This window comes from Kitasatospora sp. NPDC029312 (assembly GCF_055569215.1).
In genome coordinates this window covers 38,431-58,487 of sequence record NZ_JBVHXY010000041.1, presented here as the reverse complement: position 1 = coordinate 58,487, position 20,057 = coordinate 38,431, and the positions used below count along the sequence as shown (strand labels likewise).

The window sequence follows — 20,057 nt, the reverse complement described above, 5'->3', positions numbered from 1 at the left end:
AATGCCCTCCTCGATCTCTCCCTGTGGACGAATCTACAGCACTGTAGAGATCACGAGAATCCGTCTGCAGGCGGGCCCGGGCCCCGGGATTTCTCAGGGGCAAACACCGGAACCGCCACCCGTTCCCGCCCCGCTCACGCGGGACGGTACCGGACGGTACGGCCGGGGCGCCGAGTCCGTACGGCCGCCCTAGACTGGCCCTGGTCGCTCTGACCACTCCGGTCACTTCCGGCCGTTCTCGCCGCTTCGGCGGATTCGCCCTGATGTGAGGCTCTGGCGGGAGGTTCCGATGCGCCAGCGGTACAGCTTCCACGTCGACCGGGCCGGGCACTCGGTCACCGTCAACGTCCGCTCCGGCCTGATCACCGAGACCGAGCTGCTGGTGGACGGCAAGGAGTGCGCCTTCCACCGCGTCCACGGGCACGGCAGTTACCCGCTGACGCTCTCCGGCCAGCTGCCCGAGGAGCCCCCGCAGCCGCTCGCCGTCACCCTGGACCGCACCGGCCGGGCGGAGCATCCGCTGAGCTGCGTGCTAGCGGTCGCGGGGACGGAACAGCCGATGCCGGAGCGCACGGCCCGCTGAGGCCGGCCGGTCGGGCCGCACCCCCGGAGCTTGCGGGCGCCGGCCGAGGGCCGCTCGTAACGGCCCGTCCCCGGCCGTCGCCCTCCCTCCCGCCGGCCCACCGGGCTACCGGGCGTTCTCCGCGACGAGTTCCTCGACCGCCTTCCGGGCCCGCTCGGCGTCCTCCTTCACCAGGCCGATCCGGGTCCGGCGGTCCAGCACGTCGGCCGCGTCGAGGGCGCCCTCGTGGGTGACGGCGTAGGCGATCTCGGCCCGGGTGACGTCGAGTTCGTCGACCACCGGCGTCAACTCCCCCGCCGCCAGCACCTCGTGGGCCGCACCGCCGTACCGGGCGAGCAGCGAGGCGGGCACCGGGGCGGGCACCTGCCCGGCCGGGGCCGGGCGGCTGTCGCGGTGGCCGGGGGCGCCGACCAGCGGCAGGCGGGCCGTCCAGCAGGTACGGGCAGGGAGCCCGCGAAGGCGCACGGCGGCGTCCACCGCGTCCTCGGCCATCCGCCGGTAGGTGGTGAGCTTGCCGCCGACCACGGTGATCACCCCGGACGGGGACTCCAGCACCGCGTGCTCCCGGGAGATGTCCGCGGTGCTGCCGCCCCCGGTGTCGATCAGCGGGCGCAGTCCGGCGTAGGCGCCGCGCACGTCCTCCCTGGTCAGCGCGGTGGCGAGGGCGGCGTTGACGGTGTCGAGGAGGAAGGTCAGCTCGGCCTCGGAGGGCTGCGGCTCGTCCGGGATCGGGCCCGGGGCGTCCTCGTCGGTCAGGCCGATCGCGACCCGGCCGAGCTGTTGCGGCAGAGCGAAGACGAAGCGGCTGACGGAGCCGGGCACGGGCACCGTGAGCGCGGCGACCGGGTGGCCCAGGGCGGCGGCGTCCACCAGCAGGTGGGTGCCGCGGCTGGGCCGCAGCGTGATCGAGGTGTCCACCTCGCCCGCCCACACGCCGGTGGCGTTGACGACCGCGCCCGCCGTGACGTCCAGCTGCCGGCCGGTGAGCGTGTCCACCAGTCGGGCCGACGTGCCGGTGACGGCCTCCGCCCGCACCCTGGTCAGCACGCTCGCGCCGTACTGCCCGGCGGTGCGCGCCAGGGCCACCACCAGCCTTGCGTCGTCCACGAGTTGGCCGTCGTGCGCGACCAGTGCCCCGCGCAGCCCGGCCGTCCGTACGCCCGGAACCAGCTGCCTGGCGCGGGCCGCGTCGACCCGGCGCACCCGGGGCAGCAGGGCGCCCGGCGTTCCGGCGCTGAGGCGCAGCGCGTCACCGGCGTGGAAGCCCGCGCGGATCAGCGAGGCCTGGCCGGGGCGCAGCAAGTCCGGGATCAGCGGTACGAGTTGGGGCAGCGGGTGGACCAGGTGCGGGGCGGTGCGGGTCATCAGCACGCCGCGCTCGACCGCGCTCTCCCGAGCCACCTTGATCCGGCCGGAGGCCAGGTAGCGCAGGCCGCCGTGCACCAGTTTGGAGCTCCAGCGGCTCGTGCCGAAGGCGAGGTCCCGGGCCTCGACCAGGACGGTGCGCAGGCCGCGCGAGGCGGCGTCCAGGGCCACTCCGGCGCCGGTGACGCCGCCGCCGATCACCAGCAGGTCGATGCGCGGGTCGTCGCCGAGCGCTTGGAGTTCGAACGTCCGGCGGGCGGCGTTCAGCCGGCTCGTCCCGGCGAACGGGCCGACGGAGAGGGCCGCGGAGGGGCCCCCGGAGGGCCCCGTGGAGGACGCTGCGGCGGCACCCGCGGACGGGCCTGCCGGGCGGTGGCCGGACGAACCGGCGGAGGGGGTCATGGCGCGAGGTATCCGTTCAGCGCTCTGGCCAGTTCGCGCCGCCAGGCCGCCTCGGGGAGCAGGGAGGCGACCATGCGGTGCGACTGGACGGTGGACTGGGCGATCAGCAGGACCATCGCCGCCAGTTCGGTCGGTTCGCCGGCCCGGATCGAGCCGCCGGCCTGCCCCTGCTCGATGCCGGTGCGCAGCGCCTCCAACAGGCCGCGCTGGCTGGTGCCGAGCCGCTCGACCACGTACTGGAGCAGCAGGTCGGAGTCGTCGGAGCGGAGCAGGGCGCCGAGCACCGGGTGGTCGCGCAGCCGGACGGAGACCTCGACCACCCGCTCCACGAGGGTCTCCCGGTGGTGGACGTCCAGCGCGGCGCCCTCCAGGCTGGCCAGGATCTCGCGGGTGAGCAGCGCCCCGATCACCGCCCGGACGTCCGGCCAGCGCCGGTAGACGGTCGGTCGGCTGACCCCGGCGCGGCGCGCGATCTCCGCCAACTGGGTGCGGCGGACACCGAGGTGGACGATCAGGTCGGCGGCGGCGTCCAGGATCGCGTCGTCGGTGCTGCGGGGTTGCTGGGCCTCGGCGGGTTCGACGTTACTACTTGACATGATGTGTGAAACTGTAACGCATGGCACCTGAGACGCAAGCGGGACCGGCGAACGCCGCGCTGCCGCTCCCCCCGATGAAGTGGGACGCCTGGGGCGACCCGACCCTCGCCAAGGAGCTGTCCGCGGACATCAAGGGACTGCTCGCCGCCGCCCTCGGGGTCACCGGCGACGCCGCTCCCGGCCCGGGGGCCGACGAGGTCGTGCTGCGCCCCTCCCGGATCACGGCCGAGGACCTCGCAGCCCTGGCCGCCGCCGTCGGCGAGGCGCACGTCAGCGCCGCCGACGCCGACCGCCTGCCGCGTGCCGGCGGCAAGTCCACGCCCGACCTGCTGCGCCGCCGCAGCCGCGAGCCGCAGGACGCGCCCGACGCCGTGGTCGTGCCCGGCAGCGAGCAGGAGATCGCCGCCGTCCTCGCCCGGTGCGCCGAACTGCGTATCGCCGTCGTCCCGTTCGGCGGCGGCACCAGCGTCGTCGGCGGCCTCGACCCGGAGCGCGGCGCCCTGCGGGCCGTCATCTCGCTCGACCTGCGCCGCCTCGACCGGCTGGTCGACCTGGACGAGACCTCCGGCGAGGCCGTCCTCGAGGCCGGCCTGACCGGCCCCGCGGCGGAGGCCCTGCTCGCCGAACGCGGCTGGGAACTCGGCCACTACCCGCAGAGCTTCCGCTTCGCCACCATCGGCGGTTTCGCGGCCACCCGCTCCTCCGGCCAGGACTCCGCCGGGTACGGGCGCTTCGACGAGATGGTCCGCGGCCTGCGCGTGGTCACCCCCGCCGGAGTGCTCGACCTCGGCCGCGCCCCCGCCTCCGCCGCCGGCCCCGACCTGCGCCAGCTCTTCCTGGGCTCCGAGGGCACCCTCGGCGTGATCACCGCCGTCCGGCTGCGCGTGCACCCGCTGCCCGCCGCGAAGGCTTACGAGGCGTGGAGCTTCCCCGACTTCGCCACCGGCGCGGCCGCGCTGCGCGCCGTCGAACAGCAGGGCACCGGCCCCACCGTGATCCGGCTGTCCGACGAGGCCGAGACCATGGTCAACCTCGCCATGACCGAGCAGATCGGCGGCGCCCCGGCCGTCAGCGGCTGCCTGGCCGTCACCGTCTTCGAGGGCAGCGCCGCCCAGGTCGCCACCCGGCAGCAGCTCACCCGCGAGGCGCTGCTCGCCGCCGGCGGCACCTCGCTCGGCGAGGAGCCCGCCCGCGCCTGGGAGCACGGCCGGTTCAACGCCCCCTACCTGCGCGACTCCCTGCTCAACGCGGGGGCGCTGTGCGAGACTCTGGAGACGGCCGCCGAGTGGAGCGCCCTCGCGGGGCTGCGCACCGCCGTCACCGAGGCGCTGACCGGCGCCCTGCCCGGCGCCCTGGTGCTCTGCCACATCTCGCACGTCTACCCGACCGGTGCCTCGCTCTACTTCACCGTCGTCGCCGCCCTCGGCGAGGACCCGCTCACCCGCTGGGCCGCCGCCAAGCGGGCCGCCGGGGACGCCATCCTCGGCGCCGGCGGCACCATCACCCACCACCACGCGGTCGGCGCCGACCACCGGCCCTGGATGACCGAGGAGATCGGCGAGCTGGGCGTGCGGATCCTGCGCGCCGTCAAGGCCGAACTCGACCCGGCGGGCATCCTCAACCCGGGCAAGCTGATCCCGTGAACGGCCCGAGAACCGTCCGCAGGGTCGCCGTTCTCACCAACCCGGCGGCGGGCGTCGGCCACGCCGAACCCGCTGCCCGCCGGGCGATCGCCCGCCTGCGCTCCCTCGGGGTCGAGGTCGAACCGCAGGCCGGACGCTCCGCCGAGGACGCCGTCCGGCTGGCCCGCGAGGCCGCGGCGGACGGCGTCGACGCGGTGGTCGTGGTCGGCGGCGACGGCATGATCAACCTCGCCCTCCAGGCCCTGGCCGGCACGCCCGTCCCGCTCGGCGTGATCCCGGCCGGGACCGGCAACGACCACGCCCGCGAGTACGGCCTGCCGATCACCGACCCCGCGGCCGCCGCCGACGTCATCGCCGCCGGACGGACGCGCCGCATCGACCTCGGCCGGATCACCGGCCCCGACGGCGCCGTCCGCTGGTACGGCTCCGTCCTCGCCACCGGCTTCGACTCCCTGGTCAGCGACCGCGCCAACCGGCTGCGCTGGCCGCGCGGCCGGATGCGCTACAACCTCGCCATCCTCGCCGAGTTCGTGAACCTGCGCCCGCTGCCGTTCCGGATCACCCTCGCCGACGGCACCGTCCTCCAACGCGACCTCACCCTGGCCGCCGTCGGCAACACCCGCAGCTACGGCGGCGGCATGCTGATGTGCCCCGCCGCCCTCCCGGACGACGGCCTGCTCGACGTCACCCTGGTCGACGCCATGCCCCGGCTGCGAATCGCCCGCTTCCTCCCCACCCTCTTCAAGGGCACCCACATCACCCACCCGCAGGTCACCACCCTGCGCACGGCCTCGCTGCGGATCGACTCCCCGGGCATCACGGCCTACGCCGACGGGGAGTTCATCGCGGCCCTGCCGGTCGAGGTCACGGTGGTACGGGAGGCCCTGCGGCTGCTCGTGGCGTGAGGCCGCGAGCCGTCAGCCGGCGGCCCGGCACGGCCCCGGGATGACGCCACCGCTCCCGCGCCGGGCTCACCGCGCAGGCGCCCCGAGCCGGCCCGGCCGGGATCACCGACCGGACGTCGTCGCTCCCCGCACCTGCCAGGCCCAGCCCACGGCCACCCCCGCCACCCGCCGGTCCTCCCAGGCGCGCCCCCGGCGGGCCGCCGCGATCACCTGCCTCCGAACCGCCCGCGGCAGCCCCCGCCAGAGTTCCCTGGCGTTGCTCCGTGGCAGCTGCCCGTCGACGGTGGAGGCCGGCCGCCGTCCTCCGGTCGATCGATCGGGCGACCGCCGCGCCGCCCACGGCGCCTACACCGTCTCGGCGGCGATCCCCCGGTAGGCGGCCCGCAGTTCGGCGAGCCGGGGGTGGGCCGGGTCGAAGGCGGTGCCGTCCACGGCGGCGAGCGGGCGCACGCCCACGCCCGCGTTGACGGCGAACGCCGCGTCGAAGGCGTCCAGCCGATCGGCGTGGACGGGCTCGCGGGACTGCGGGCCGCCGTACGCGCCGGCCAGCAGCGCCTCGGTGACGCCGGGCAGGCTGGGGCCCTCGGGCCAGACCAGGCGCTCCCCGGCCAGGAAGCCGACGTTCCAGGTGGCGCCCTCGATCACCCGGCCGTCCTCGCCGGTGAGCAGCACGTCGTCGAAGCCGTCGAGTTGGGCCAGCCGGCGGTGGCGGACCAGGCCGAACAGGCCGACGTGCTTCACCTCCGGCAGCTCCCGCCGGTACACCGCCGTCCGCACCTTCAGCGGCCCGGGTTCGGCCGTCGCGACCGGGCGGGTGGTCACCAGCAGGGCCGGCGCGGCGGGTGCGGCGGGGCGTTCCAGGCCGAGCGCCGGGTCGTAGCAGGTGACCCGGACGACCACCGGCCCGCCGTCGGCGGGCAGTACGGCGCGGATTCGCTCCCGGACCACTGCCCGGTCCAGCCCGGTGCCGAACAGCGTCCGGCAGTCCCGGACCAGCCGGTCCAGGTGCAGCGCCAGACCGCGGACCCGGCCCGCCTCCGCCCGTAGGGTGGTGAAGTGCCCGTAGTTGAGCAGCCCCAGGGCGGCCAGCCGCGCCGGGTCGGCGGGCGCGCCGTCGATCTCGATCTCAGCCATCCCCCGAGTCTGCCAGCTGCGCGGTAGCCTCCGGCGCCGGCGCCTGGCGGTACGGGCCCACCACCCGGCGGCCCGCGCCACGGGCCTCCTGCTCGAACTGCTCGATCCTGTACGCCAGCCCTTCCGGCTCCCCCGCCTCCGACCAGCGCCACGCCTCCGCCCACCACTGCGGCCCGCGCACCATCGGCCACCCGGCGAGCGCCAGGTGCAGGGCCAGCGTCGACCGCGCGTACTCGTGCACCCAGCCGTCGCAGCCCCGGTAGTCGGCGGTCTCGTCCAGCCGCAGCCAGCGGCCCTCCCGCCCGGCGGCCAGTATCGGCACCCAGCCGCGCTGCCGGTCGGCGACCAGCAGGAGCAGCCGCCCGTCCTCCTCGCGCACCCGGTACGGCGGCAGTTGCGGCATCCGGGCGAGCGACAGCGACCGCTTCCAGCCGACCACCCAGAGCCTCCGGCGCAGGTAGTACCGGACCGCCGCCTGCCAGCTCCAGTGCGCCTCCAGCCGGAACCCCGGCAATCCCTCGGCGGTGGCCGCCGCGTACACCTCGTCCAGCGCGGCGGCCGCCAGCCCGCGCCCGCGCGCTCCGGGCCTGACGTACAGGGAACTGACGGCGAGCTGGCTCGGCCCCTTCGTCCAGTTGTCCACCGCGACGGTGCCGACGACCTCCCCGCGCTCGTCCCGGATCCAGTACCGCCGCCGGTACAGCTCGCCACCGGGCCACTCCCGCCCGCTCTCCCCCAGCCGCTCCCGCCAGCCGCGCTCGGCCTCCGGCGTCAGCCCGTCCGGGTCGACCAGCTCGGCCAGCTCGCCCTCCACCAGGGACGCCAAGTCCCACAGGGCGAAGCGCCGTTCCTCACCCTCCATCGCCGCCCGCAGCCGCTCACCCGCGGCCAACCGCCCCTGTGCCCGCTCCACCGCGGCATCCCACGACCTCATCCACGCCACGATAGCGGGCCATCGGGCACGAACCGTAATCCGCCGAACACCGACCGTCAGGCGTCGTCGCCGGCGCGGCCGACGGGCAGCCGCCCGCCGTCCGGGAACCACCGGCACGGCGAGGACGACGCGGGCAGGCGGCAGCGCTCCCCGACGCGTCGCGCCGGTCGCGCTAACCCGCCGGCTGACGCTCCTTCGGGGGCGCGGCACCGACGGCCTCCGCCGTGCGCGGCCGGGCCAGGGCGACCGCGGCGATCACCAGGGCGCCACCGGCCAGGGCGTTCCAGCCGACCGGCTCGGCCAGGAAGGCCGCCCCCAGCGCCGTGGACCACAGCGGCGTGACGTAGGTGACGGCGGAGGCCACGGCGGTACCCGCCGCGCGGACCAGGCCCAGGTTGAGCAGGTACGCCAGGCCCGTACCGAGGGCGCCCAGGACCAGCAGGGCGGCGGCGGCCAAGGCACCCGGCCAGTGCGGGGCGCCCGCGGCGAGCGGGGCGACCAGGGCCAGCTCGGCAGTGGCGCAGCCGATCTGGAGCGCGGACAGAGCGGTCACGGACTCCGGGCGGCCGGACAGGAAGCGGCGCAGGTAGGCGAAACCGGCGCCGTAGCAGCAGGTGGCGGACAGGCAGGCGAGGGCGCCGGTGGTCGCACCGGAGCCGAGACCGCGCCAGACGCCCAGCACGGTCAGCACCCCGACGAAGCCCAGCGCGAGGCCGCCGAGCCGACGCGCGCCCGGGCGGCGCTCCCCGGGCACGGTGAGCACCGCGAACAGCAGGGTGAACAGCGGAGTGGTCGCGTTCATCACTCCGGCCAGCACCGAACTCACCCCGGTCTCACCGAAGGAGAACAGGGCGAACGGCACGGTGTTGAGCAGCACCGCGACCGCCGCCGAGTGCCCCCACACCGCCCGGTCGCGCGGCACCCGCTCCCCGCGCAGCAGCAGGATCGCCCACAGGGTAACCGCGCCGAGCAGGCTGCGCCACAGCGCCACCCAGACCGGCGGGACCCCCGCGTCGACCGCCACCTTGATCAGGGCGAAGCTCGCGCCCCAGATCGCCGACAGTGCCACGAAGCCCGGCAACCAGCGCCGCACCCCGACCACCTCCCCGTCCGTTCCGCTGCGCCTTCTTGAGCGGCGGCGTTCTCGAGCGGCGGCTTTCCTGAGCGGCCGCGTTCGGAGGCGGCCGCCACCGCTCTGGACAGAGGGTGGCCCGGCGGCCGAGCATGAGTCCAACAAGTGGCGCTGAGGGAAGGATGAGGAAGTCTCATGGCCTCGGAGGTCAATCTGGCCCAGCTCAGGGCGCTGGTCGCGGTCGCCGACACCGGCGGCTTCGGCGCGGCTGCCGACGAACTGGGCATCAGCCAGTCCGCGGTCTCCCACGCCGTCGCCGCCTTGGAGCGCTCCCTCGGCTCGCCCGTGCTGCGGCGCGGCACCCCGTGCCGGCCCACCCCGCTCGGCGAGCGGATCCTGCCGCACGCCCGTACCGCGGTCGCCTCCGCCGCCGCCGTGCGCACCATCGCCACCCGGCACACCGGCGGCCTCGCCGGCACCGTCCGGCTGGCCGCGCCGACCACCGTCTGCCAGGCGCTGCTGCCCGGGCTGCTGCGGGACTGGAAGGCGGCGCACCCGCAGGTCACCGTACGGCTCTTCGAGGGCGAGGATGCCGAGTTGCCGACCTGGCTGGAGGCCGGCACGGTGGACGCCGCCGTGCTGGTGGACGCCGGCCCGCTGCCGCCCGGTGCGGTCGCGCTCGGCGCCGACTCGATGCACGCGCTGCTGCGCCGGGACCACCCGCTCGCCGGCCAGGAGTCCATCCACGTGGGCGAGTTGGAGGACGACGACTTCCTGCTCTCCGAGGGCGGCTGCGAACGCCACATCCGCGAGGCCTTCCGGCGGGCCGGCACCCGCTTCACGCCCCGGCACCGGATCCGCGACCTCAACACGCTGATCGGCATGGTGCACGCGGGCGTCGGGGTCTCGGTGATGCCGGCGCTGGCGCTGACCATGCTGCCGCCGGACTGCGTCCTGGTGCCGATCCGCCCGGCCGTGCACCGGACGCTCACCCTGACCGGCCCGGCCGGCCGGCCCTGGTCCCCGGCGGTCAGCGGGCTCCTCGCGGGCGTGGCGGTGGGCACGGGCGCAGGCACGGCGGCCCTGGTCTGACCGCCCGGCCCACTCCGGGTACTAGGCGACATCACGGCGATCACCGGTCTGGAGTCCGCCCCCGTGCTGCGGACCCACAAGGCCGCCGGCCCGGCCCCCCCTCCCCCTCCCGTTCCCGTTCCCGGCCGCGGCGCCGCGCCACAGGTAGCCGGGTTCAGGCCGCAGGCGGGCGGCTTGACCGTTCCAGGGGTTGACCATCCTTCCCTAACAGGTCTATACCAGTGAGGACCTTCGGCAACTGCCCGCCGCCGACGGTCCGTTCGGCCGTCACGCCACCCCCACACCCGGCGTGAGCAGGCCGTCTCCCCCACCGCCGCTTCCTGGAAAGGCTGCCGATGGAACGCGCTGTTCCCCCACAGCTCCCCCAACTCCCCCCGCAGCGGCGCTCCGCGCCGACCTCGCGCCGGTCCCGGGCCGCGCTCGCCGTGGCCGGGGTGCTCGGCCTGGTCGCCGGAGGTGTCGGCGCGCTGGCCGGCTCCGGCGCGGCCTCGGCCGACACCGTCGCCACCGCCGGCCTGGGCAGCAACTGGTACGCCTCGGCGCCGTACCTGATGCCCGAGGACAACAGCCCGCCGGACGCCGCCGCCGTGATGGACGCGACCGGGCAGAAGGCCTTCCAGCTGGCCTTCATCCTCGCCCAGGGCAACAGCTGCTCGCCCGCCTGGGGCGGCACCTCCTCAATCGACGGCGACACCACCATGCCGGCGGTGATCCAGACGATCCGCGGCAAGGGCGGGGACGTCTCGGTGTCGGTCGGCGGCTACGGCGGCACCAAGCTCGGGCAGGTCTGCGGCACGCCCGAGGCGACCGCCGCCGGGTACCAGAAGGTGATCACCAAGTACAACCTCAAGGCGATCGACTTCGACCTGGAGGAGCCGGAGTACGAGAACACCGCCGCGATCCACAACGAGATCGGCGCGGCCCGCATCCTCCAGCAGAACAACCCCGGGCTCTACGTCTCGATCACCACCGCCGGGACGAACGCGGGCACCGGCTGGTTCGGCACCCAGATGCTCAACGAGGCCAAGTCCCAGGGCTTCACGCCCGACAACTACTCGATCATGCCGTTCGACGGCGGCTTCAACGGCGCGGCCGCGCAGACCGACGCGCTGGTCAAGTTCAACCAGATCCTCCAGGCCACCTTCGGCTGGAACGAGGCCACCGCGTACGCCCACGAGGGCGTGTCGATGATGAACGGCCGCACCGACGCCGCCGAGTACTTCCGCCAGGCGGACTTCCAGACCGTGCTGGACTTCGCCACCGCGCACGGCCTGGCCCGGTACACCTTCTGGTCGGTGAACCGGGACCGCCAGTGCCCCGGCCCGGTGGACCCGGGGCTGTCCGGCTCCTGCTCCAGCGTGGCGCAGAGCGACTGGGACTTCACCAAGTACACGGTGAAGTTCGCCGGGGCGACCCCGCCCACCACCCCGCCGACCACACCCCCCACCACCCCGCCCACGACGCCCCCGCCCGGCCCGGGCACCTGCACCGCACCGGCCTGGAGCGCCAGCACCACGTACACCGCGGGGAACAAGGTCTCGTACAACGGCCACAACTACCACGCCAAGTGGTGGACGCTGAACGAGGTGCCGACCGCCAGCGGCCAGTGGGGCGTCTGGGCCGACGACGGACCCTGCTGACCGCGACACCCGACCGCACGCAGGGGCGGGCGCCCGACGCCCGCCCCTGCCGCGTCCGGCGGCGAACCGCCCCGCCAGGGGGGTGACAACTTGCTGCCTGACAGTTTCCTGACAGTCCCAGGACCACCCGACACGGCCGACGATCCGTCAGTCTTGTTACCGTGCACGCGATTCGTTTCCACCTCCGCGCCCCGGACGACACCCCGGGGGCCGAGCGCCCGCCCACCCCGGAGGCCCTTCGTGCCGGACTGGCGCACGCCCTCGGCAGCCCGGCCCGGATCGACCACGCCCGGATCCTCGTCGGCCCGGGCACGGTCGACGGGGTGGTCTTCGTCCTCGCCGACCACCTGCTCGCCGCCGAGGCCGCCGTCATCACCGCCTGCGCCGGCCTGACCGGCCCGGACGGCCTGCTGCCCGGCTGGCGGGTGCCGCACTGCGCGGTGGACACCCTCCTGGCACTCGGACTGTAGGCGCCGGAGCGGGTCAGGCCGGCCCGAGCCCGGCGTCCGGCGTCCTCCCCGACTGCGCCTGCTCGATCCGCTTCACCAGCATCGCCGCGAACCGCCGCGTCCCGGCCACGTCGACCGGCCCGCCCTCGGTGGTCACGCTCGCCACCACGGTGCCCGACCGGACCACGAAGCTCACGCCGTCCCCCGCCGACAGCGGCCCGACGAAAGCCTGGCTCTCACTGCCCAGCGCCGGAGCGTCGACCTGGTGGAACGGCCCGACCGGGTACGACGCGTAGGCCTCCTTCAGCCGGCTCCTGGCCGCGTCCCGGCTGGGCAGGGTGTCCACCAGGAAACGCGCCACCAGATCACCCGAGGAGAACCGGACCGACCCGCTGAGCGGCCTGCCCGTGCACGGCGCCGACGCCGTGCAGGTGACGGCATGGTCCGCGGTGTCGACCTTGCGCTTCTCCTCGTCCCACCCGGCCATCGCCTTGGCATCCGGCAGCACCTGCCCGACCACCTTGTCGTCCAACAACGCCGCCTCCAGGTCCGCCCCCGGCGCCCCCGCAGCGGCCGACGGCACCGGCGCCCCACTCCCGGCCGAAGCGGCACCAGCCCCCGACGGCACAGCACCGGACGCAGCACCGGACGCCGATGCCCCTGCAACAGAACCCGACGCCACCCCCGGACCACCCGCCCCAGTCGTCACCGCCGGACTCGCCACCCCCGAACGACCCCCGGCCCCCTCGGATCCCCCCGACGAACACCCGGCCAGCACGCCCACCAGCACCCCGACCGCCACCCCAGCGGCCACCCGCCGACCACCCATCCCCATGCCCATCCCCACTCCTCACACCTGTCCGTGACCCCTCAAGATAACGACCACCCACCACCCCACCCACCCCACCCTCCCCGCACACGAACCGCCCCACCCCAGCGGGGGGGGGGGGGGGGGGGGGGGGGGGGGGCGAGGGAAAAAAGCACACACCCCAACAGACACACCCCACCCAACCACCACCCCAACCACCCCCCCCCCCCCCCCCCCCCCCCCCCCCCCCCCAACCCCCCCCCCCCCCCCCCCGGGGGGGGGGGGGCGGAACCCCCCCCGCCCCCGCAACAAAACAACCCCTCCAACCAGCACCAACCCACCCCCAGCAACCCCTCCCCACCCCTCACCCCGCTCCGGCGAGAGGGACGCGCTGCGGGAGGGGGCGGCGCAGGGGGTGGCCCGGAGAGGGGCATGACGGGTGATTTTCAGACTGCCAACGGTCTCAACGCCCCACCGCCGGAATGGGCAGTCTGAAATCACCCAGCCCCCGGAGCGGCCACCCCCGGAGCCGCCCCCGCACCCACCCTCCCGAGAGCCACCCCCCGCCCCCCACACCCCCCACCTTCGGTCCGGTACCGTCCACCCTGGTCCGACAGCGCCAACTGGGGGCGGGATGCCGCAACACGACCACGAGGACCACCTCGCCGCACTCGTCCGAGCAGCCCAGCAGGGCGACGCTCTGGCCCTCGACGAGCTGCTCACCCTGCTCATGCCGTACGTCGGCCGGGTCTGCGCCCCGATCGTCCTCCAGGACGCCCCCGACGCCGCCCAGGAGGCGATGATCGCGATCGTCCGCGGTCTGCGCGGGCTCAGGACCCCCGAGGCCCTGTTCGGCTGGGCCCGGACGATCGCTGTCCGCGAGGCCGTCCGCCTCGCCGCCCGCCGTTCCCTGCGACCGACCGCTTCGATCGCCCCGACCGGCCGGACCGGCCCCGTCGGCCCCATCGACCCGACCGACCCACCGGACGAACGCGACCCCGAGTTGGCCACCGACATCCGGGACGTCCTGGAACGCCTGCCGCCCGACCACCGCGCCGTCCTGACGCTGCGCCACGTCGAGGGTATGGACGAGAACTCCGTGGCCGAGATCCTCGACCTCCCGCTCGGAACGGTCCGTTCACGACTCTTCCGCGCCCGCCACGGCTTCCGCACCGCCTGGGGCGCCGAACGCCCCTGACCCCGAAGAAATGCCCGGACCCCTGGGATTGCAACGCCCGCCCACGCCCTCTCCTCTTCTGACACCACCTCCAGAAGGGAGACCCCCGATGACCACCCCGCGCCCACTGCCCTACCCGCCCTACGCCCCCGACGCGTCCGGCACGCCGTACCCGCCCGACGCGCCCGACCTGCCCGGTGTCCGTCACCGCTGGATCGACGCCGACGGCGTCCGCCTCCACCTCGCCGAAGCCGGCCGGGACGTCGGCGTACCGCTGCTGCTCCTGCACGGCTTCCCCCAGCACTGGTACGCCTGGCGGAAGGTGATCCCGCTGCTCGGCGGTGAGTTCCGGCTGCTCTGCCTCGACCTGCCCGGCTTCGGCTGGTCCGAGGCGCCCCGGCACGGCTACACCACCGACGAGCGCGCCCGCCTCGTCCTCGCCGCCCTCGACCGGCTCGGCCTGGACCGGATGGGCCTGGTCGGCCACGACTGGGGCGCCTGGACGGGCTTCGAGCTGGCCCTGAGCGCGCCGGAGCGGTTCACCGGCTTCGTGGCGCTGAACATGACCCACCCTGGCCGCGCCAACGCGCCCTGCTCGGCACCGCCTGGCGGTTCTGGTACACCGCCCTGCTGGAGTACCCGGGCATCGGCCGCCGGATCGTCCGGCACCGCCCCGACCTCCTCGGCTACCTCCTACGGCGCGCCACCGCCACCGAACACCCCTGGCCCGCCGCCGAGTCGGACGAGTATGTCAGCACCGGAAGCACCCCCGGAGCGGCCCGCGCGGCCGAGCGCCTGCACTGGGGGTTCGTGGTGCGGGACATTCCGCGGCTGGCGCTCGGCAGGTTCCGCCGGCGCCGGCTCACCGTCCCCACCCTGCTGCTCGGCGGAGAGCAGGACCCGGTGATCCGCCCGTCGCTACTCTCCCCGGCCGGCGCCCCCGTCGACGACCTGAAGGCCGAAGTCCTGCCCGGCTGCGGCCACTTCCTCCCGCACGAGCACCCCGAGGCGGTGGCCGAAGCCGTCCGTCGTCTACTGTCGCGCTCCTGACCGCTCGGCCACCCGGCGCTCCAGCCGGTCCAGCAGCACCTCGCCGCGCCGCTCGGTGAGTCCGCCGAGGAGGTGCTGCACCGGCCCGGCGCCCGGCACCCGCAGACCGGCGAGCAGGGCGAACCGCGTCCCCGTGCCGTCGGGCACGGCCGCCATCCCACCCAGCAGCACCCGGCTCTGCATCAGGCACCAGCCGTCCCGCAGCACGATCTCGAACCGCTCACGGTGACCGACCACGCTCACGGCCAGCCCCTCCAACCGCCCTCCTCGGCCGTCCCCCAGCCCAGCCGCCGGGCCGACCCCGAAGGAGCGCAATCCACGGACCAGTCCCGGCAGTTCACCCGACAGGTCGCTCGCGACCGCCCACACCGCGTCGAAGCCGGCCGCGAGGCGCCGTTCCGCGAACAGCGGCCTCCCGGCCCCGGCGGCCGCGAGCACCCGCAGCCGCCGCACCGGGTCCAACTCGACCGTCGGCCACCCGTCCGCCATCCCCACCCCTCCCGCCGCCTTGAGCACCCGAGCCGGGCACCCGAGCCGAGCCCACCGAAGACCGTACCGCCCGGAGAACGCCGACAACGCCGACGGGGCGGCGACCAACCGGTCACCGCCCCGTCGAAACCGTACTGCCGGCCGGTCAGGCCGCCGGCGCCGGGAAGGTCGGGTACTCGACACCCGAGATGTACTGCACGACCCGGACGACCTGGCACGAGTAGCCGAACTCGTTGTCGTACCACAGGTAGAGGATCGCGTTGTCGCCCTCGACCTTGGTCGCGCCGGCGTCCACGATCGAGGCGTGGCGCGAGCCGATGAAGTCGCTGGAGACGGCGTCGGGCGAGTCGGTGAAGTCGATCTGGCGCTTCAGCGGCGAGGTGAGCGAGATGTCCCGCAGGTAGTCGAGGACCTCCTCGCGGTTGGTCTCGCGCTTCAGCTGGAGGTTCAGGATCGCGATGGACACGTCCGGCACCGGCACCCGGATCGAGCTGCCGGTGATCTTCGCCTTGAGGTCCGGCAGGGCCTTGGCGACGGCCGAGGCGGCACCGGTCTCGGTGATCACCATGTTCAGCGGCGCGGAGCGGCCACGGCGGTCGGCCTTGTGGTAGTTGTCCAGCAGGTTCTGGTCGTTGGTGAACGAGTGGACGGTCTCCACGTGGCCGCGGACCACGCCGTACTCGTCCTCCATCGCCTTCAGCGGGGGGACGATGGCGTTGGTGGTGCAGGAGGCGCAGGAGATGATCTGCTCGTCCGGCTTGATCATGTCGTGGTTGACGCCGTGCACGATGTTGGGCACGTCGCCCTTGCCCGGGGCGGTCAGCACGACCTTGGCGATGCCGGGGCGCAGGTGCTTGGACAGGCCCTCGCGGTCGCGCCACTTGCCGGTGTTGTCGATCAGGATCGCGTCCTTGATCCCGTACTCCGTGTAGTCGACCTTGCTCGGGTCGTCGGAGTAGATCACCGTGATCTCGTTGCCGTTGACGACGATCTTGTTGTTCGCCTCGTCGACGGTGATGGTGCCCTGGAACTGGCCGTGGATGGAGTCCCGGCGCAGCAGCGAGGCGCGCTTGACCAGGTCGTCGCCGCCGCCGTTGCGCACGACGATGGCCTTCAGGCGCAGGCCGTTGCCGGAGGCCTTCTCGATCAGCAGGCGGGCGACCAGGCGGCCGATGCGACCGAACCCGTACAGCACGACGTCCTGTGCGGACCGGCGCTCCAGCTTGTTCTCACCGGTGGCACCGGCGACGGCCTGGGCGGTGAACTCCTCCACCGACAGACCGCGGTCGTCCGTCCGGTAGGTCGAGGCGAGCATCCCGAGGTCGATCTGCGAGGGGCCGAGGTCCAGGGTGGTCAGCGCCTGCAGGAACGGCATGGTCTCGGTGACCGAGAGCTCCTCGCCCGCGATCTGCCGGGCGAAGCGGTGCGTCTTGAGGATGCTGACCACCGACTTGTTCACCAGGGACCGGCTGTGGAGCAGGACGGTGACGTCCTTCTCCCGGTGCAGCCGCCCGATGATCGGGATCATCGACTCCGCGATCTCCTCGCGGTTCTTCCAGTCCGTGAACACGTCGTCGTTGACAGTCACAAGTCCATCTTTCGAGCTGAGGGTGTTGCCCACATGGTAGCTTCGCCCGTTCCCGCCCCAGCGGCCGGTCCCTCCTCCACCCCGCTGCCCCGCCCCTCCCACCTGCGCTTTCCCCCGCGCCCCGGCCGGCCGAGGTGATCATCGCCACCCCCAGCGCCCGCCCGGGGCAGGGGATTTGGCGAACCGGCCCGCGCGTCCCGGGCCTGCTGCTGCGGAGGATTTGCCCGGGGTGCGGTGGGGTGGGGTAATGGGAGACGGCCGTGTTCGAGCGTTCCGCGAGAGAGCCGGGAGCCTGCGATGAGCGGTGGGCCGGAACCGATCAGTGCCGAGGGGCTGCGTGCCGTGCGGGAGGAGCTGGCGCGGCTGCGGGAGGAGCGGGGGGAGGTGGCCGCGACGCTGCGGGGCGGGGAGACGGTGGGAGACCGGGCGGATGCGGCGGACGAGTTGCAGCGGGCGTCGGAGGTGACGCGGCTGGAGCGGCGGATCGCCGAGCTGGAGGCGCGGCTGCGGGAGGCCGGGGCGGCCGGGGCTCCGTCGACGGAGGTGGTGGGGGTGGGTTCGGCGGTCACCCTGCGGTTCGGGGACGGCGCCGAGGAGACGGTCGAGATCTCGGAGCTGGCGGAGGAGCGGGAGCTGACCCTCGTGACGGCGGACAGTCCGCTCGGGAAGGCGCTGCTGGGCCGCCGCGCCGGGGACACCGTGCGCTACGAGACGCCGGGCGGCGCGGCCAGCGCGGTGGTGCTGTCGGTGGGCGGCGCGGGATAGCCCGCCCCGGGTACGGTCGGCCTCCGTAGAGTCGGTCACGAGAACAGCGCGGACCGGACGGCGCGAGCCGACCAGCGCAAGCCGACCAACGCGAGCCGACCAGCGCGGACCGACACCACCGAGGAGCCGACGACGATGGGCCGAGTGACCGTACCGCGCAGGGTGCTGCGGCTGCGCAAGGGCGTGGCCTCGCACCGCCCGGACACCCTGGCGGCCGAGGAGCCGATGGAGATCCGGGTCGGCGGGCGCCCGCTGACGGTGACCATGCGCACCCCCGGCAGCGACTTCGACCTGGCGGCCGGCTTCCTGGTGAGCGAGGGCGTGCTGCACGCGGCCGACCAGCTGGCCGGGATCCGCTACTGCGCCGGAGCCACCGCCGACGGCGGCAACACCTACAACGTGGTGGACGTCGTGCTCGCCCCCGGGGTGCCCGCCCCGGACGCCTCGCTGGAGCGCAACTTCTACACCACCTCCTCCTGCGGCCTGTGCGGGAAGGCCAGCCTGGACGCGGTGCGCACCACCGCGCCGTGGAGCGTCGCCGAGGACGCGCTGCGCGTCACCCCGGAGCTGCTGTCGGCGCTGCCCGACCGGCTGCGGGCCGCCCAGAAGGTCTTCGACAGCACCGGCGGTCTGCATGCGGCCGGTCTGTTCGACGCCGAGGGGCGGCTGCTGTGCCTGCGCGAGGACGTGGGCCGGCACAACGCGGTGGACAAGGTGGTCGGTCACGCGCTGCGCGAGGGCCTGCTCCCGGCGCGCGGCACGGTGCTGATGGTCAGCGGCCGGGCCTCCTTCGAGCTGGTGCAGAAGGCCGTGATGGCGGGCGTGCCGGTGCTCGCCGCGGTCTCCGCGCCGTCCTCGCTGGCGGTGGACCTCGCGGAGGAGACCGGGCTGACCCTGGTCGGCTTCCTGCGCGGCGACTCGATGAACGTCTACACCCGCACGGACCGGATCAGCCTCCAGGCCGGGTCCGGGTCCGGGTCCGGGTCCGGGTCCGGGTCCGTGGCCGGGTCTGGGTCCGGGGACGGCCGGCCGCCCGGCTAGTCCGACGGCTGGGGCGTCCAGCGGTGCAGGCCCTTGCGGTCGTAGTAGCGGGTCATCGCGAAGCCGAAGGCGAGGGCGAGCGCCACGCCGATGGCGATCATGGTCCAGCCCCGGGCCAGCCCGGCGTCGCCCCGGGCGTCGAAGAAGAGGATCGCCCGGATGCCGTCGCTGAGCTGGCGCATCGGCTCGAAGATGCCGAGGAAGCGGTAGAAGTCGGGCACGGCCTGGAGCGGGACGGTGGCCCCGGAGGAGGGCAGGGCCAGGGCGATGAAGACGAACATGGAGACCAGCTGCCCGATCCCGCCGAAGGCGGCGTTGATCGCCTGCACCCCGAGGCCCACGGCCACGCTCGCGCAGTAGGCGAACAGCCACAGCATCGCCTGGTGCGGGGCGTCCATGCCGAGGATGACGACCGTGCAGAGCAGCACCAGGGAGGTGGTGAGCAGCATGATCCCGGCCGTCATGACCATCTTGAGCAGCAGGGTCTGGGTGCGGCTGATCGGGACGGTGGGGCGGCGGGTGTGCCAGGGGCCGATCTCGCTGTCGCTGTAGCCGAGCGCGCCGTCGACGCCGTTGTGGATGATGTTGCCGCCGATGAAGCCGGTCAGCACGGCCAGGAGGGCGTAGTAGAAGGCGCTGAGGCCGAGGCCGCTGTGGCTGCCGATCGGGTGGCCGACCTGGGTGGTGACGGTGATCGGGTCGGCGAGCAGCAGCCGGGCGGTGGCGCCGGTGTCCGGGCCCGGGGCCTTGGCGGCCGGGACGGCGGCGAGCAGTTGCCGGCCGACCGCCGCCGAGGCCTGGTGGGCGGCGGTCTGGGCGGTCTGGGTGGCCATCGAGGCGCCGAGGCTGCCGAGGCCCGGGTTGGTGAGGATGGTCAGGGTGGGGCGTTCGGTGGCCCCGCCGGTGGCCAGCTTGGTGACGGTGACGGTGAAGTCCTTCGGTACCAGCAGGGCGGCGTAGACCTTGCCGGAGGCGAGCAGGTCACTGACCCCGCCGGTGTCCGTCTGCCGCCAGTTGACGGTGTCGTCGGGGGTGCCGGCGACCACCGCCCGGGTCAGCTCGGTGCCGAGGTTCACCGGTCGGCCGGGGGGCGGCGGCCCCTGGTCCGCGTTCACCAGGGCGATCGGCAGCCGGTGCAGGTTTCCGGTCGGGTTGATGATGCCGCCCATGTAGAGGAGCGAGAGCACCACGGCCACCACAGCGCACAGCACGCCCGGGAAGAGCCAGATCTTCGGGTGCCGGGCGAGCGCCAGCGCCCTCGCCTGGCGGGGAGCCTCCTGGGAGCCTGCGGTCGCCATGCCATCCCTCGGTTCCGGGCACTGTC

20 protein-coding genes are annotated in these 20,057 nt (G+C 74.5%); 11 read left to right on the top strand and 9 right to left on the bottom strand.

Features of this window, described 5'->3' with window-relative positions:
• Positions 1-289: 289 nt before the first annotated feature.
• Positions 290-583 carry a hypothetical protein gene (locus tag ACZ4WV_RS27905; protein ID WP_465751383.1) on the top strand — a complete coding sequence of 98 codons (294 nt, stop codon included), beginning with the start codon at positions 290-292 and terminating at the stop codon, positions 581-583.
• 105 nt (positions 584-688) lie between these two features.
• On the opposite strand, the gene ACZ4WV_RS27900 is transcribed toward ACZ4WV_RS27905, so the two are convergent.
• Both ACZ4WV_RS27900 and ACZ4WV_RS27895 read right to left on the bottom strand, forming a co-directional pair.
• Complete coding sequence (locus ACZ4WV_RS27900) at positions 689-2,350, bottom strand: glycerol-3-phosphate dehydrogenase/oxidase (protein ID WP_465751381.1); 1,662 nt, start codon at positions 2,348-2,350, stop codon at positions 689-691.
• Positions 2,347-2,946 (bottom strand): TetR/AcrR family transcriptional regulator, encoded by a 600-nt coding sequence (locus ACZ4WV_RS27895; RefSeq protein ID WP_465751379.1) that lies wholly within the window; start codon positions 2,944-2,946, stop codon positions 2,347-2,349. The genes ACZ4WV_RS27900 and ACZ4WV_RS27895 overlap by 4 nt, the downstream gene beginning before the upstream one ends.
• A 20-nt stretch (positions 2,947-2,966) precedes the next feature.
• On the opposite strand from ACZ4WV_RS27895, the gene ACZ4WV_RS27890 reads away from it, so the two are divergent.
• Positions 2,967-4,589 (top strand): FAD-binding oxidoreductase, encoded by a 1,623-nt coding sequence (locus ACZ4WV_RS27890; RefSeq protein ID WP_465751377.1) that lies wholly within the window; start codon positions 2,967-2,969, stop codon positions 4,587-4,589.
• Positions 4,586-5,494 carry a diacylglycerol kinase gene (locus ACZ4WV_RS27885; RefSeq protein WP_465751375.1) on the top strand — a complete coding sequence of 303 codons (909 nt, stop codon included), beginning with the start codon at positions 4,586-4,588 and terminating at the stop codon, positions 5,492-5,494. The genes ACZ4WV_RS27890 and ACZ4WV_RS27885 overlap by 4 nt, the downstream gene beginning before the upstream one ends.
• 345 nt (positions 5,495-5,839) lie before the next feature.
• Here ACZ4WV_RS27885 and ACZ4WV_RS27880 read toward each other — a convergent pair whose 3' ends face one another.
• The 3 genes from ACZ4WV_RS27880 to ACZ4WV_RS27870 all read right to left on the bottom strand — a co-directional run bounded on the left by ACZ4WV_RS27880 (position 5,840) and on the right by ACZ4WV_RS27870 (position 8,655).
• The gene (locus ACZ4WV_RS27880; protein WP_465751373.1) at positions 5,840-6,628 is read right to left on the bottom strand and encodes an aminotransferase class IV; all 789 of its coding nucleotides are present in this window, start codon (positions 6,626-6,628) and stop codon (positions 5,840-5,842) included.
• The gene (locus tag ACZ4WV_RS27875; RefSeq protein ID WP_465751371.1) at positions 6,621-7,562 is read right to left on the bottom strand and encodes a GNAT family N-acetyltransferase; all 942 of its coding nucleotides are present in this window, start codon (positions 7,560-7,562) and stop codon (positions 6,621-6,623) included. The genes ACZ4WV_RS27880 and ACZ4WV_RS27875 overlap by 8 nt, the downstream gene beginning before the upstream one ends.
• Positions 7,563-7,734: 172 nt before the next feature.
• Positions 7,735-8,655: a DMT family transporter gene (locus ACZ4WV_RS27870; protein WP_465751369.1), complete on the bottom strand. Its 921-nt coding sequence runs from the start codon at positions 8,653-8,655 to the stop codon at positions 7,735-7,737.
• Positions 8,656-8,829: 174 nt separating this feature from the next.
• Between ACZ4WV_RS27870 and ACZ4WV_RS27865 the strand changes: the two genes are divergently transcribed.
• From ACZ4WV_RS27865 to ACZ4WV_RS27855, 3 genes are all read left to right on the top strand, one after another.
• Positions 8,830-9,726: a LysR family transcriptional regulator gene (locus ACZ4WV_RS27865; protein WP_465751367.1), complete on the top strand. Its 897-nt coding sequence runs from the start codon at positions 8,830-8,832 to the stop codon at positions 9,724-9,726.
• 335 nt (positions 9,727-10,061) lie between these two features.
• A complete protein-coding gene (locus tag ACZ4WV_RS27860; protein WP_465751365.1) occupies positions 10,062-11,366 on the top strand; it encodes a chitinase in 1,305 nt (434 codons plus the stop codon).
• A 161-nt stretch (positions 11,367-11,527) separates the two neighbouring features.
• Positions 11,528-11,836, top strand: coding sequence for a hypothetical protein (locus tag ACZ4WV_RS27855; protein WP_465751363.1), 309 nt, complete (start codon positions 11,528-11,530; stop codon positions 11,834-11,836).
• A gap of 13 nt (positions 11,837-11,849) precedes the next feature.
• Here ACZ4WV_RS27855 and ACZ4WV_RS27850 read toward each other — a convergent pair whose 3' ends face one another.
• Positions 11,850-12,398, bottom strand: a complete 549-nt coding sequence (locus tag ACZ4WV_RS27850; RefSeq protein ID WP_465751361.1) for a hypothetical protein — start codon at positions 12,396-12,398, stop codon at positions 11,850-11,852.
• 859 nt (positions 12,399-13,257) lie between these two features.
• On the opposite strand from ACZ4WV_RS27850, the gene ACZ4WV_RS27845 reads away from it, so the two are divergent.
• From ACZ4WV_RS27845 to ACZ4WV_RS27835, 3 genes are all read left to right on the top strand, one after another.
• Positions 13,258-13,821, top strand: coding sequence for an RNA polymerase sigma factor (locus ACZ4WV_RS27845; protein WP_465751359.1), 564 nt, complete (start codon positions 13,258-13,260; stop codon positions 13,819-13,821).
• Between the two features lie 88 nt (positions 13,822-13,909).
• Entirely contained in the window at positions 13,910-14,707 is a 798-nt protein-coding gene (locus ACZ4WV_RS27840) for an alpha/beta fold hydrolase (RefSeq protein ID WP_465751357.1), read from the top strand.
• The gene (locus ACZ4WV_RS27835; RefSeq protein WP_465751355.1) at positions 14,704-14,850 is read left to right on the top strand and encodes an alpha/beta fold hydrolase; all 147 of its coding nucleotides are present in this window, start codon (positions 14,704-14,706) and stop codon (positions 14,848-14,850) included. Before ACZ4WV_RS27840 ends, ACZ4WV_RS27835 begins: the two co-directional genes overlap by 4 nt.
• Here the strand turns inward: ACZ4WV_RS27835 and ACZ4WV_RS27830 are convergent.
• Both ACZ4WV_RS27830 and ACZ4WV_RS27825 read right to left on the bottom strand, forming a co-directional pair.
• Positions 14,833-15,339, bottom strand: a complete 507-nt coding sequence (locus ACZ4WV_RS27830; protein WP_465751353.1) for a hypothetical protein — start codon at positions 15,337-15,339, stop codon at positions 14,833-14,835. The two genes, ACZ4WV_RS27835 and ACZ4WV_RS27830, sit on opposite strands and share 18 nt — an antisense overlap.
• A gap of 145 nt (positions 15,340-15,484) precedes the next feature.
• The gene (locus ACZ4WV_RS27825; RefSeq protein WP_465751351.1) at positions 15,485-16,927 is read right to left on the bottom strand and encodes a glyceraldehyde-3-phosphate dehydrogenase; all 1,443 of its coding nucleotides are present in this window, start codon (positions 16,925-16,927) and stop codon (positions 15,485-15,487) included.
• 297 nt (positions 16,928-17,224) lie between these two features.
• On the opposite strand from ACZ4WV_RS27825, the gene ACZ4WV_RS27820 reads away from it, so the two are divergent.
• Entirely contained in the window at positions 17,225-17,692 is a 468-nt protein-coding gene (locus ACZ4WV_RS27820; protein WP_465751349.1) for a GreA/GreB family elongation factor, read from the top strand.
• A gap of 135 nt (positions 17,693-17,827) precedes the next feature.
• Positions 17,828-18,733, top strand: coding sequence for a formate dehydrogenase accessory sulfurtransferase FdhD (gene fdhD / locus ACZ4WV_RS27815; RefSeq protein ID WP_465751347.1), 906 nt, complete (start codon positions 17,828-17,830; stop codon positions 18,731-18,733).
• Here fdhD and ACZ4WV_RS27810 read toward each other — a convergent pair.
• Positions 18,730-20,031: a DUF3533 domain-containing protein gene (locus ACZ4WV_RS27810; protein WP_465751345.1), complete on the bottom strand. Its 1,302-nt coding sequence runs from the start codon at positions 20,029-20,031 to the stop codon at positions 18,730-18,732. The genes fdhD and ACZ4WV_RS27810 overlap by 4 nt on opposite strands.
• Positions 20,032-20,057: the final 26 nt, after the last annotated feature.

Coding starts and splice junctions, on each gene's coding strand:
- ACZ4WV_RS27900 (WP_465751381.1), bottom strand. CDS start 2,350: ATGACCCCCTCCGCCGGTTCGTCCGGCCACCGCCCGGCAGGCCCGTCC.
- ACZ4WV_RS27905 (WP_465751383.1), top strand. CDS start 290: ATGCGCCAGCGGTACAGCTTCCACGTCGACCGGGCCGGGCACTCGGTC.
- ACZ4WV_RS27875 (WP_465751371.1), bottom strand. CDS start 7,562: ATGAGGTCGTGGGATGCCGCGGTGGAGCGGGCACAGGGGCGGTTGGCC.
- ACZ4WV_RS27890 (WP_465751377.1), top strand. CDS start 2,967: ATGGCACCTGAGACGCAAGCGGGACCGGCGAACGCCGCGCTGCCGCTC.
- ACZ4WV_RS27810 (WP_465751345.1), bottom strand. CDS start 20,031: ATGGCGACCGCAGGCTCCCAGGAGGCTCCCCGCCAGGCGAGGGCGCTG.
- fdhD (WP_465751347.1), top strand. CDS start 17,828: ATGGGCCGAGTGACCGTACCGCGCAGGGTGCTGCGGCTGCGCAAGGGC.
- ACZ4WV_RS27840 (WP_465751357.1), top strand. CDS start 13,910: ATGACCACCCCGCGCCCACTGCCCTACCCGCCCTACGCCCCCGACGCG.
- ACZ4WV_RS27860 (WP_465751365.1), top strand. CDS start 10,062: ATGGAACGCGCTGTTCCCCCACAGCTCCCCCAACTCCCCCCGCAGCGG.
- ACZ4WV_RS27865 (WP_465751367.1), top strand. CDS start 8,830: ATGGCCTCGGAGGTCAATCTGGCCCAGCTCAGGGCGCTGGTCGCGGTC.
- ACZ4WV_RS27880 (WP_465751373.1), bottom strand. CDS start 6,628: ATGGCTGAGATCGAGATCGACGGCGCGCCCGCCGACCCGGCGCGGCTG.
- ACZ4WV_RS27820 (WP_465751349.1), top strand. CDS start 17,225: ATGAGCGGTGGGCCGGAACCGATCAGTGCCGAGGGGCTGCGTGCCGTG.
- ACZ4WV_RS27895 (WP_465751379.1), bottom strand. CDS start 2,946: ATGTCAAGTAGTAACGTCGAACCCGCCGAGGCCCAGCAACCCCGCAGC.
- ACZ4WV_RS27830 (WP_465751353.1), bottom strand. CDS start 15,339: ATGGCGGACGGGTGGCCGACGGTCGAGTTGGACCCGGTGCGGCGGCTG.
- ACZ4WV_RS27845 (WP_465751359.1), top strand. CDS start 13,258: ATGCCGCAACACGACCACGAGGACCACCTCGCCGCACTCGTCCGAGCA.